Source organism: Xanthomonas sp. SHU 199, assembly GCF_000364665.1.
Taxonomy (GTDB): Bacteria; Pseudomonadota; Gammaproteobacteria; order Xanthomonadales; family Xanthomonadaceae; genus Xanthomonas_A; species Xanthomonas_A sontii.
In genome coordinates this window covers 1-11,396 of the sequence record NZ_AQOI01000380.1, presented here as the reverse complement: position 1 = coordinate 11,396, position 11,396 = coordinate 1, and the positions used below count along the sequence as shown (strand labels likewise).

Annotated in this window: 11 protein-coding genes; 5 read left to right on the top strand and 6 right to left on the bottom strand. The window is 69.8% G+C overall.

The window, feature by feature from the left end; translation table 11 throughout:
• Positions 1-667, bottom strand: a 667-nt coding sequence (gluQRS, locus tag D183_RS0112735) for a tRNA glutamyl-Q(34) synthetase GluQRS (RefSeq protein ID WP_017909332.1), incomplete at its 3' end; no start/stop codon positions are given.
• A 103-nt stretch (positions 668-770) separates the two neighbouring features.
• On the opposite strand from gluQRS, the gene htpX reads away from it, so the two are divergent.
• The gene (gene htpX / locus D183_RS0112730) at positions 771-1,655 is read left to right on the top strand and encodes a protease HtpX (RefSeq protein WP_017909331.1); all 885 of its coding nucleotides are present in this window, start codon (positions 771-773) and stop codon (positions 1,653-1,655) included.
• 87 nt (positions 1,656-1,742) lie between these two features.
• Here htpX and D183_RS0112725 read toward each other — a convergent pair whose 3' ends face one another.
• The 3 genes from D183_RS0112725 to D183_RS0112715 all read right to left on the bottom strand — a co-directional run bounded on the left by D183_RS0112725 (position 1,743) and on the right by D183_RS0112715 (position 5,742).
• On the bottom strand, positions 1,743-3,815 hold the full coding sequence (locus D183_RS0112725) for a GGDEF/EAL domain-containing response regulator (RefSeq protein WP_017909330.1): 2,073 nt from the start codon (positions 3,813-3,815) through the stop codon (positions 1,743-1,745).
• Positions 3,816-4,003: 188 nt separating this feature from the next.
• Positions 4,004-5,200, bottom strand: a complete 1,197-nt coding sequence (locus tag D183_RS0112720; RefSeq protein WP_017909329.1) for an NAD(P)/FAD-dependent oxidoreductase — start codon at positions 5,198-5,200, stop codon at positions 4,004-4,006.
• Complete coding sequence (locus D183_RS0112715; protein WP_017909328.1) at positions 5,197-5,742, bottom strand: YaeQ family protein; 546 nt, start codon at positions 5,740-5,742, stop codon at positions 5,197-5,199. Before D183_RS0112715 ends, D183_RS0112720 begins: the two co-directional genes overlap by 4 nt.
• Positions 5,743-6,233: 491 nt before the next feature.
• Here D183_RS0112715 and D183_RS0112710 point away from each other — a divergent pair, with 491 nt between their 5' ends.
• Together D183_RS0112710 and D183_RS0112705 are read left to right on the top strand one after the other, a co-directional pair.
• Positions 6,234-6,443, top strand: coding sequence for a cold-shock protein (locus tag D183_RS0112710; RefSeq protein ID WP_017909327.1), 210 nt, complete (start codon positions 6,234-6,236; stop codon positions 6,441-6,443).
• 203 nt (positions 6,444-6,646) lie between these two features.
• Positions 6,647-7,339 carry a glutathione S-transferase family protein gene (locus D183_RS0112705; protein WP_017909326.1) on the top strand — a complete coding sequence of 231 codons (693 nt, stop codon included), beginning with the start codon at positions 6,647-6,649 and terminating at the stop codon, positions 7,337-7,339.
• 21 nt (positions 7,340-7,360) lie between these two features.
• Here the strand turns inward: D183_RS0112705 and D183_RS0112700 are convergent, their stop codons facing one another.
• Positions 7,361-8,254 carry an alpha/beta hydrolase gene (locus D183_RS0112700; protein ID WP_017909325.1) on the bottom strand — a complete coding sequence of 298 codons (894 nt, stop codon included), beginning with the start codon at positions 8,252-8,254 and terminating at the stop codon, positions 7,361-7,363.
• Positions 8,255-8,525: 271 nt separating this feature from the next.
• Here D183_RS0112700 and D183_RS0112695 point away from each other — a divergent pair, with 271 nt between their 5' ends.
• Positions 8,526-10,097: a protein adenylyltransferase SelO gene (locus D183_RS0112695; RefSeq protein ID WP_017909324.1), complete on the top strand. Its 1,572-nt coding sequence runs from the start codon at positions 8,526-8,528 to the stop codon at positions 10,095-10,097.
• A 19-nt stretch (positions 10,098-10,116) separates the two neighbouring features.
• On the opposite strand, the gene D183_RS0112690 is transcribed toward D183_RS0112695, so the two are convergent.
• A complete protein-coding gene (locus D183_RS0112690) occupies positions 10,117-10,821 on the bottom strand; it encodes a TetR/AcrR family transcriptional regulator (protein WP_017909323.1) in 705 nt (234 codons plus the stop codon).
• A gap of 62 nt (positions 10,822-10,883) precedes the next feature.
• On the opposite strand from D183_RS0112690, the gene D183_RS0112685 reads away from it, so the two are divergent.
• The coding region (locus D183_RS0112685) for an efflux RND transporter periplasmic adaptor subunit (RefSeq protein WP_017909322.1) at positions 10,884-11,396 on the top strand (513 nt) is incomplete at its 3' end.

Here is an 11,396-nt window from a genome sequence, read left to right as displayed (position 1 = left end):
GCAGCAGCGGCAGGTGCAGGTAGCGCGGCGTGGGCAGGCCCAGCGCACGCTGCAGCAGGATCTGCCGTGGCGTGGAGTCGAGCAGGTCCGCGCCGCGCACCACGTCGGTGATGCCTTGCGCGGCATCGTCGACCACCACGGCCAGTTGGTACGCCCAGCAGCCGTCGGCGCGCAGCAGCACCACATCGCCGACCTCGGCATGGACGTCCTGGGCGAGCCGGCCGCGCACCGCGTCGTCGAAGGCCACCACGCTGGCCGTACCGGGTGGCACGCGCAGACGGATGGCCGGCTGTGCGCGTGGCGCATCGGTGACGCAAGCGTGGTGCACGCCCCCCTGCGCCGCCAGGGCGCTGCGGCTGCAACTGCAGGGGAAGGCGAGGCCGGCCTGCAGCAGCCGCTGCAGGGCGTCGCGGTAGACCGGGTCGCGCTCGCTCTGCCGCAGCACCGGTCCGTCGGCCTCCAGGCCGCAGGCGCGCAGGCTCGCCAGTTGCCGTTCGGCGGCGCCGGGCACGCTGCGCGGGCGGTCCACGTCCTCGATGCGCAGCAACCACTGGCCGCCGGCGTGGCGGGCGAGCAACCAACTGCCGAAGGCGGCGAGCAGCGAACCCAGGTGCAGCGGGCCGGTGGGCGAGGGCGCGAAGCGGCCGCGGTAGGGAGGCGGGGACATGGACAAGCTGAATCCTCGGTCAGGTACGCGCTTGAATTCAAGCGGCCGACACCGCAGATTCGAGCCAATCCTTCCATTTAGTCTGTGCGGAGCCCACGCTCACATGTTCAATCGTATCGTCCTGTTCCTCATCACCAACCTGGCGGTGCTGGTGCTGGCCGGCATTGTCATGTCCGTGTTCGGGGTCAACCCCAACCAGATGGGCGGCCTGCTGGTGATGGCCGCGATCTTCGGCTTCGGCGGCTCGCTGGTGTCGCTGCTGCTGTCCAAGTTCATGGCCAAGCGCGCCACCGGTGCGCAGGTGATCACCGAGCCGCGCAACCACACCGAGCGCTGGCTGCTGCAGACCGTGCAGCGCCAGGCGCAGGCCGCCGGCATCGGCATGCCCGAGGTCGCCGTGTACGACGGCCCGGAGATCAACGCCTTCGCCACCGGCGCCAACCGCAACAATGCGCTGGTCGCCGTTTCCACCGGCCTGCTGCAGAACATGACCGAGGACGAGGCCGAGGCGGTGCTGGGCCATGAAATCAGCCACATCGCCAACGGCGACATGGTGACCATGGCATTGCTGCAGGGCGTGCTCAACACCTTTGTGATCGTACTGGCGCGCGTGGTCGGTGGCGTGGTGGACAGCTACCTGTCGGGCAACCGCGACGGCCGCCGCGGCCTGGCCTACTACGCGATCGTGATGGTGCTGGAGCTGGTGTTCGGCCTGTTCGCGACGATGATCGCGATGTGGTTCTCGCGCTACCGCGAGTTCCGCGCCGACGCCGGCGGTGCCAGCCTGGCCGGCCGCGCCAAGATGATCGCGGCGCTGCAGCGCCTTGAGCTCAACCATGGCCAGAGCACGCTGCCGTCGCAGGTGCAGGCGTTCGGCATCGCCGGTGGTCTGGGCCAGGGCCTGCGCAAGCTGTTCATGAGCCACCCGCCGCTGTCCGAGCGCATCGCCACCCTGCGCGCATCGCACGTCAACGCGACAGTGAGCTGATCGATCGCGAGATCGACACGCCGGCCGGCGGAGCGCAGGCTCCGCCGGCGTTGCTTTTGCGAATCTCCAATCCCGAATCGCGGCCCCTCAGGCAAAATCGAACGTCATCCCCGGCGCCGCCAGGCCGACGAATTCGCCTTGCACGTAATCGACGCCGGCACTGAACAGCAGGCTCATCGAGGTGGCGTCGGAGACGAACTCGGCGATGGTGCGGATGCCGGCAGACTGCGCGCGCCCAGTGATCTCGCGGATCTTGTCCTGGTGCTCGCGGGTCTGGGTCAGGTCCTGGGTGAAGCCGCGGTCCAGCTTCAGGAACGAGGGCTGGAAGTGCGCCAGCAACTGGAACGAGTCCAGGCCGGAGCCGAACTGTTCCAGCCCGACCTTGCAGCCCAGGGCGGTGGCGTCGGCCAGGAACTGCTGCGCGTTGCGCAGGTGGGTGAACACCTTGGCCTCCGGCGTCTGCAGCCACAGGCGGTCGCCGGGCACGCCGTGCGTCGCCAGTTCGCGCCGGATCAGGTCGACCATCTGCGTGTCGGCGAAGGCTTCCGGGCTGACCTTGACCAGCAGGCTGGTGGCGTGGCCGGCGCGCTGGCGTTCGCCGATGACCGCGATCGCACGCGCGACCACCCAACGGTCGATCTCGGCGGTCAGGCCATGCTCGGCGGCGATGCCGAGGAAGGTCGACGGGCCGATCAGCTCGTCGTTGCGCTCCAGGCGCAGGTAGGCCTCGTACAGCTCGTGCTGGTCGCCCTGCAGGTTCAGCACCGGCTGGTAGTGCAGCAGGAAGCCGTCGCCGGCCAGGGCCTCGCGCAGGTGCTGGACCCAGCGCTGCACGCGCTCTTCCTCGAGTCGGTCGGCCGCGCCCGGGTCGAAGATCTTGCAGGCGTTGCCGCCCAGTTCGACGGTCGCCTGCACGTTCTCGCTGGCGCGGGCCAGGACCTGGCCGACGCTGGCGATCTTCTCGCCGATCTGCACGCCGCCGATGCTGACGGTGACCGTGGCCGAGCGCTCGCCGACGCTGAACACCTGGCTGGCGTAGGCCTGCAGCAGGCGCTCGGCCAGCGCCGCGGTGCGCGCGTAGTCGCCTTCCAGCAGCAGTGCGAAGTTGTGCTCGCCGAAGCGCGCCGCCTGCACGTCGCCGTCGATGGCGGCGGCCAGGTGCTGGGCCAATGCGGCGACCAGCGCATCGGCCGAATCCAGGCCGATGTCGGCCAACAGGCGTGCGTAATGATCCGGCTCGACCAGCAGGAAGCCGTACTGGCCCTCGCCGCGGCCGACCTGGGCCACCGCGGTTTCCAGCGCCAGCATGAAGGTCGGGCGGTTGAGCAGACCGGTGACCTGGTCGCGCTGGCGCAGGTCCTCGACCTCGCGCGCCAGTTCCGGGTCGAACTCCTCGCGGCGGCGGAACACCACCTGCACGCAGGCCTCGCCCTCGTAGCTGGCGGTGGCGAATTCCATCGTCGCCGGAAAGCTGTCGCCTTCCAGGGTGCGCGCGTCCACCTGGTACTGCGCCGGCGGCGGCTCGCCCTTGCTCAGCGACTTCAGCAACTGCTTGAAACCTTCCACGTGTTGCGGGGCGACCATGTCCAGCAGCGACACGCCTTCGACGTCGTCGAACGACTCGAACCCGAACATCTCCAGGTAGGCGTCGTTGGCGCGGATGTGCATGCCCTCGTGGATGTAGGCGATCGGATCGCGCGAGGAGGCGATCAGCGCGTCGCAGCGGCGCTCGGTCTCGCGCATCTGCGCTTCGATCCGGCGCAGGCCGCGCCGCGCCTGCAGGTCGGCCCAGGTGGTGCGGACCACTGCCAGCAAATGCTCGGGTCGCTGCCGCAGCGCGATCGCGCGCGCGCCGCCGGCCACGGCCTCCAGCCATTCCTGTTCGTCGATGCGCTCGGCCAGCACGATGACCGGGATGTCCTTGCCGCTGGCGGCGACCCGTTGCAGCACCTGCGGCAGGGGGATCGACTGCGCCTGTGCGCTGAGCACCAGGTCGATCGGCTGCGCGGTCAGCATCGCCGACAACTCCTCGGCGTGCTGCGGCCGCGACGGGCGCACCGCGATGCCGCTGTTGCGCAGGCTGCTGACGATCGCCTCGGCGTCTTCGCCGCTGTCGTCGACGATCATCAGGCGGAGGGTGATGTCTTTGCCTGTGTGCATGAAGCCTCCCGGGGACGGGGTTTAATACACGATGCCCGCGGTCGCGTCCATGTTGTTCGGGAATGGGGAATCGGGAATGGGGAGTCGCAAGAGCGGGCTGTCGTGTCTGAACGTTCGCGCTCGGGCCGAGACGCGCGCGCAACAAGCGGTGTTTCGAGTCCCCATTCCCGATTCCCCATTCCCGGCCGCTAGGCCGCCAAACCAGCCGCATGACCGGAGGCCCAGGCCCACTGGAAGTTGTAGCCGCCCAGCCAACCGGTGACGTCGAGCACTTCGCCGACGAAGTACAGGCCGGGCACGCGCCGCGATTCCATGGTCGAGGACGACACCTGGTCGGTGTCCACGCCGCCCAGGGTGACTTCGGCGGTGCGGTAGCCCTCGGTGCCGCTGGCCACCAGCGGCCAGGCGCCGAGCAGCTCGGCGGCGGCGCGCAGCTGTGGCTCGTCCAGCTGGCGCACCGGCTTGTCCGGCAGCCACACCTCGCACAGGCGTTGTGCGAAGCGGCGCGGCAGTGCCTCGCCGAGTACCGTGCGCAACTCGGCGGCGCCGCGCAGGCGTTTCTGTTCGCGCAGCCAGGTCGCCGCGTCCTGCCCCGGCAGCAGGTCCAGGCGCAGGTCGTCGCCCGGTTGCCAGTACGAGGAGATCTGCAGGATCGCCGGGCCGCTGACGCCGCGGTGGGTGATCAGCATGAAGTTGCGGAAGCGCGCACCGTTGCAACTGGCCTCCACCGGCAGCGCCAGGCCGGACAGGTCGTGCAGGCGTTCCTGGTGCTTGCCGCTCAGGGTCAGCGGCACCAGCCCGGCGCGGGTCGGCAGCACGGCGTGGCCGAACTGCCGCGCCAGCTCGTAGCCGAAGCCGCTGGCGCCGAGGCTGGGGATCGACAGGCCGCCGGTCGCCACCACCAGCGAGGCCGCATGCACCGGGCCATCGTCGGTGTCCAGGCGGAACCCTTCGCTGCCGCGTTCCACCGCGCGCACGCTGCAGTCGGTGCGCACCGTCACCCCCGCCGCGGCGCACTCGTCCACCAGCATGCGCACGATCTGCTTGGAGGAGACGTCGCAGAACAACTGCCCCAGTTCCTTCTCGTGGTAGGCGATGTGGTGGCGTTCGACCAGGTCGATGAAATCGGCCGGGCGGTAGCGGGCCAGCGCCGATTTGCAGAAGTGCGGGTTGGCCGACAGGAAGTTGCCCGGCCCGGTGCCGGTATTGGTGAAGTTGCAGCGGCCGCCGCCGGACATCAGGATCTTCTTGCCGACCTTGTTGGCATGGTCGATCACCCGCACCCGGCGCCCGCGCTGGCCGGCGGCGATCGCGCACATCAGCCCGGCGGCGCCGGCGCCGAGTACCACGACATCGGTGCGGAGGGGGGCGGTCCCGACGCTCATGCCGCGGCTTTGCGCACCGTGGGGGTGAAGGCGAAGCTGCCGCTGTCGCCCAGCCACTGCACCTCGCCGTCCTGGATCACCACGTCGAAGCGCATGCTGCGCTGGATCAGCTCGGCCGCCGCAGCGACGGCGTCGGCCGGCAGGTCGATCACCTGTACCGGCTTGAGCTTGATCAGCGCGGACGCGTTCTTGTCCCACCAGATGTCCGCGGCGCGGCCGCCATAGTTGGCCACCACCACCGAGCGCGCCCGGCCGCAGGCCTTGCGTACCCGCGACTCGTCGGGCTGGCCGACCTCGATCCATTGCTCGATCGCGCCGGTGTAGTCCATCCGCCACAGGTCGGGTTCGTCGTCGCTGCTCAGGCCCTTGCCGAACAGCAGGCGCTCCTCGGCGTACAGGGCGAAGGTCAGCAGGCGCGCCATCAGCCGCTGATCGGTTTCGGACGGGTGTTGCGCCAGGGTCAGGGAATGGGCGGCGTAGTAGCCGCGGTCCATGTCGGAAATCTGCAGCTCCGCCTTGCGGAGGGTGGCGGTGAGGGCCATGCGGCTACCGGGATCGAGGGCGCACTAGGATACGGTGTGGGGCCGCCGCTGGCCGGGGACTTGTGGGGAAGCGGGAGAATCGAGGCCCGGGGGGCGCGTGTCCGACCCGGGGCCGGGGTGGGGGGAGGGGGAGCCACGGCCACCTCCGGCGTGGTCGCAGGCTCAGTCGCCGTTGTCCGGTCCAGGGCGGATTTGCGCAGTTTCCGCGGGTCGGCAGGTGGATCGGCAGCGCCGGCGTTAACTTTAGGGTTGGGTTCAGCTTCCTTGTGGTCGATCCCGGTTTGTCTACACAAACATGTCGCTTTTTGATCACGACCCGCGTATGGTGGCCCCACTGTGTTTGCTAGAGTCACCGTGAATCGTGGCTTGGTGCAGTAGATCTCACGATCCACTTCATCGTTCCGCTCGCTTTACTAACGCCTGCAACTCAGTCTCGGCCTCGATTTCCGATGGCTGCGATTTCTTCAATTCAATGTTTCAGGAGTTAGCAAATGTCTGAGCGTCAGAACGGTACCGTGAAGTGGTTCAACGATGCCAAGGGCTTCGGCTTCATCACCCCGGAAAGCGGCCCGGACCTGTTCGTGCATTTCCGCGCGATCCAGGGCACCGGCTTCAAGTCGCTGCAGGAAGGCCAGAAGGTGACCTTCGTCGCCGTGCAGGGCCAGAAGGGTATGCAGGCTGACCAGGTGCAGGCCGTCTAAGGACGTCTGCCACCGCAAGGTGCCGAACGCCGGGAGCGCAAGCTTCCGGCGTTTTTGTTTGGGCGTTTCTTTTTCGCGCAGCGAACTTCCGCTGATCGCCGCGCCATCGCCATGGCGCCAGATGCAGCGACCATGCCCTGCATGCGCGGGTTCACACCTGCATCCGGCTACCATGGCGGCCCCCGAGCTCCGGAGCCGTCGCCATGATCACCGTGCATCACCTCAACCAGTCCCGGTCGCAGCGCGTGCTGTGGTTGCTGGAGGAACTGGCGCTGCCGTACCAGGTGATCAAGTACCAGCGCGATCCCAAGACCATGCTGGCGCCGCCGGAGCTGCGCGCGATCCATCCGCTGGGCAAGTCGCCGGTGCTGGTGGACGACGGCCACGTCCTCGCCGAGTCCGGGGCCATCCTCGACTATCTGGTGGACCGCTACGACACCGGCAGCACGCTGTCGCCGGCGCCGCAGCCGCTGGATTCGCCCGAGCGCCTGCGCTACCGCTACTGGATGCACTACGCCGAGGGGTCGGCGATGCCGCCGCTGCTGATGAGCCTGGTGTTCGGGCGGATCCGCTCGGCGAAGATGCCGTTCTTCGCGCGGCCGATCGCCAAGGCCATCGTCGACAAGGCGATGCATGGTTTCGTCGGTCCGCAGGTGCGCCTGCACCTGGACTGGATGGAGCGCGAACTGGCCGAGACCGGCTGGTTCGCCGGCGACCGCTTCACCGCCGCGGACGTACAGATGAGCTTCCCGGTGCAGGCCGCCGCGGCGCGCATCGGCCTGCAGACGCATCCGAACCTGGCCGGGTTCGTGCAGCGGATCGAGCAGCGCCCCGCCTATCAGCGCGCGCTGCAGCAGGGTGGTCCATTCGAACTGCTCGGCAGCGCGGACGGTTGAGTTCCGTCCGCATCGTCCGGGTCAGCGGGCGGTGGGACGTGCCGGGCAGGCACGCACGAAGGCGATGCTGTCGGCCATGACCGGCAGCGCCGGGTCGTCCTTGCGCAGCGCCAGCACCAGGCGCATGTGGCCGACGCCGGGATAGGTCTTCAGTTCGGCCGGTACCCCGGCGCGCTGCAGCGCGGCCTGCAGCGACTGGCTGTTGCGCGGCTCCACCACGGTGTCGGCGTCGCCGTGCAGCAGCAGCGCCGGCGGCTCGTCGCCGTCGACGAAGTTCACCGGCTGCGAGCGCCGCTGTTGCGCCGGGTCCTGGCCGAACATGCCGATCAGGTCCGGATCGGTCAGCGGCAGGAAGTCGTAGGGGCCGGCCAGCCCGACCAGGCCGCACAGTTGCCGCGGCGACAGGCCCTGCGCCTGCAGCCAATGAGCGTCGGTCGCCAGCAGCGCGGCGATGTGCGCGCCGGCGGAGTGGCCCATCAGCACCAGCCGTTGCGGATCGCCGCCGTAGTCGGCGGCATGGCGCTGGCTCCAGGCCACCGCCGTGGCGGCATCGCGCATGAAGCCGTCCAGGGTCACCTGCGGATACTTGCGGTAGTCCGGCACGATCGCGACCACGCCGTGCCGCGCCAGCGCTTCGCCGGCCCAGCGGTAGTTCTGGCGGTCGCCGGTCTTCCAGGTACCGCCGTGGAAGAACACCACCACCGGCGCGTGCTCCACCCCGGCGGGGCGGTACACGTCCAGTGCCAGGCCATGCGCCGCGTCGTAGACGATCCCACGTTGCTCGTGGAGGCCATGCCGCGAGGAACTGGCGTTGAGGCCGCCGAAGAACAGGCTGCTGCAGGCCGAGACCAGCAGCGAGGACAGGGCGATCAGGGCGTTGCGGGGCCAGCGGGGCGAAGACGGTCGGTCGGACATGGGCGATCCCTGAGAGGAGCGCGGAGCATGCCGGATGCCTATGTCGGCGGCGAGTGGAGGTGGGGCGGGGAGTGGAGAGTGGGGAGTGGGGAGTGGGGATTGGTCAAAGCGGGGGTTACTGCGCGTACGCTGGGTTCGCGGTGGTCGGACCCTCACCCCAACCCCTCTCCCGGGGGAGAGGGGCTTTTCGGGCTCTCGCGATATCTGGCGTGCACTGGATGCTCACCTCGCGGACTTTCCAATGAAGCCTGCGACTTCTACGCTCTTGCCCATGCCTTCCTTGCGTTTCGACAATCGCTTCGTCGCCGAGCTGCCTGGCGACCCGGAAACCGGTCCGCGGCGCCGCGAGGTGCTGGGCGCGCTGTGGTCGCCGGTCGAGCCGACGCCGGTCGCGGCGCCGCGGCTGCTGGCGTATTCGCCGGAGGTGGCCGCCTTGCTCGGGCTGTCCGAGCAGGAGGTGCGGGCGCCGGAGTTCGCCGCGGTGTTCGCCGGCAATGCGCGCTATCCGGGCATGCAGCCCTATGCCGCGAACTATGGGGGGCACCAGTTCGGGCATTGGGCCGGACAACTCGGCGACGGCCGCGCGATCTCGCTGGGCGAGGCGCTGGGTATGGACGGGCGGCGCTGGGAGCTGCAGCTCAAGGGCGCCGGGCCCACGCCGTATTCGCGCGGCGCCGATGGCCGCGCCGTGCTGCGCTCGTCGATCCGCGAGTTCCTGTGCAGCGAGGCCATGCATCACCTGGGCGTGCCGACCACACGTGCGCTGAGCCTGGTCGGCACCGGCGAGACGGTGGTGCGCGACATGTTCTACGACGGCCACCCGCGCGCCGAACCGGGCGCGGTGGTGTGCCGGGTGGCGCCGTCGTTCGTGCGCTTCGGCAGTTTCGAACTGCCGGCCGCGCGCGGCGACACCGCCTTGCTGCGGCGCCTGGCCGATCTGGTGATCGCACGCGATTTCCCGGCGCTGTCCGGCACCGGTGGCGCACGCGATGCGGCCTGGTTCGCCGAGATCTGTGCGCGCACCGCACGCATGGTGGCGCACTGGATGCGGGTCGGCTTCGTGCACGGGGTGATGAACACCGACAACATGTCGATCCTGGGCCTGACCATCGACTACGGCCCCTACGGCTGGGTCGACGACTACGACCCGGACTGGACGCCCAACACCACCGATGCGCAGGGGCGCCGCTACCGCTTCGGTACACAGCCGCAGGTTGCGTACTGGAACCTCGGCCGGCTCGCGCAGGCGCTGGCGCCGCTGTTCGACGACGTCGCGCCACTGCACGACGGCCTGGAGCGGTTCCGTGCGGAGTATGCGCAGGCCGAGCGCGACAACATCGCGGCCAAGCTCGGTCTGGCGACCTGCGGCGACGCCGATGTGGCGCTGATGCGCGACCTGCTGGATCTGCTGCAGCAGGGCGAGGTCGACATGACCCTGTGGTTCCGCGGCTTGAGCGCATTGCCGCTGCCGCCGTGGACGCCGGCGCAGGCCCTGGCGGCACTGGCCGACGCGTTCTACGACCCCGCCAAGCTGGCGACGCAGGCGCCGGCGTTCGAGGCCTGGCTGGCCCGCTATGCGCAGCGCCTGCAGCAGGATCCGCTGCCCGCCGCCGTGCGTGCGGAGCAGATGCGCGCGGCCAACCCGCGCTACGTGCTGCGCAACTACCTGGCGCAGCAGGCGATCGACCGCGCCGAGCAGGGCGACACCGGCGGCATCGACGAGCTGCTGGAGGTGATGCGGCGTCCCTACGACGAGCAGCCCGGGCGCGAGGCCTTCGCGGCGAAGCGTCCGGACTGGGCGCGCAGCCGGGCTGGTTGTTCGATGCTGTCGTGCAGTTCCTGAGCGGGGCCGGCGCGTGCGCTCAGGGCGCGGTCGCGCCGCGATAGCGCCAGGCGGCCAGGAAGGTCGCCACCACTTCCTCCGCCAGCGCCTGCTGCGCGGCCGCGTCCGGCGCCTGTCCGTTGAGCATCGCGCCGGGATAGGCATAGCCGAAGGTGGCGCCGATGAACGCGGTGGCGGCGAGGGTGGGGCGTGCGACCTGCACGTCGCCGCGCGCGTGCAGGGTCTGCAGCAAGGCGCTCAGGCGCTCGCGCAGGCGGCCGGCGCGGCGCTGGTGCAGCGACTGCAGCAGGTCCGGCATCTGCGCGCTGGCCTGCACCAGCAGGCGATGCAGGCGCAAGGCGTCGGGCGCGTACAGGTGCGCCGGCACGGTCAGCGCGATCTGCCGCAGGGTCGCGGGCAGGTCCTGTGCGGTGGCGCTGCCGATGTTTTCGAAGCGCGCCTGCAGTTCCTCGTTCAAGGCCTCGAACACCTGCATCAGCAGCTCGGCCTTGCTGGAAAAGTGGTTGTACAGGCTCTGCCGGGTCAGCCCGGCCTGGCTGGCGATCTGTTCCAGCGACACGTCCAGCCCGTGTTCCAGCAGCAGGATGCGTGCCGCCGCCAGCAGGCGTGGCCGCGCCAGTGCCGGCCGTCCACGCGGGCGCGCGGGGATGCCCGTTGTCGCCGGCTCGGCCGTCGCCGTCGCGGTTTGCGCATCCTGGCGGCGAAGGGTTGTGCTTCCCTTCATGATTGTTTTTTTGTCTTTGAGTAAATTAAATGATCCTCCCCGCCGTCCCCAGGATCAAGCGCATGCCCGCGCCTTTCGTCCAGCGCCGCCGCGCGCTGCCGTTGCTGCTGTCCGTCGTCGTGCTCGCGTTCGCCGGCTGCAAGGGGGGAGGCAAGGCCCCGGCGCCGGCAGCGAAGACGGTGGAGGTGGTGACCCTGCAGCCGCAGAGCGTGCCGCTGAGCGTGGAACTGGCCGGGCGTACCGTGGCCTCGGAAGAATCGGAGGTGCGGCCGCAGGTCAGCGGCATCCTGCGCCAGCGGCTGTTCGAGGAGGGCGCCACGGTGCGGGCCGGGCAGCCGTTGTTCCAGATCGAGCCGACCCTCTACCAGGCCGCGGCCAACCAGGCGCAGGCCAACCTGGCCACCGCCGAGGCCACGCTCGCCGCCGCCACGCTGCGCGCCGAGCGCTATCGCACCCTGGGCAAGACCCGGCTGGCCGCGCAGCAGGATGTGGACGATGCGCAGGCCGCCTACAAGCAGGCGCTGGCCAGCCGCGACGCGCAACGCGCCGCGCTGGACACCGCGCGCACGCAGCTG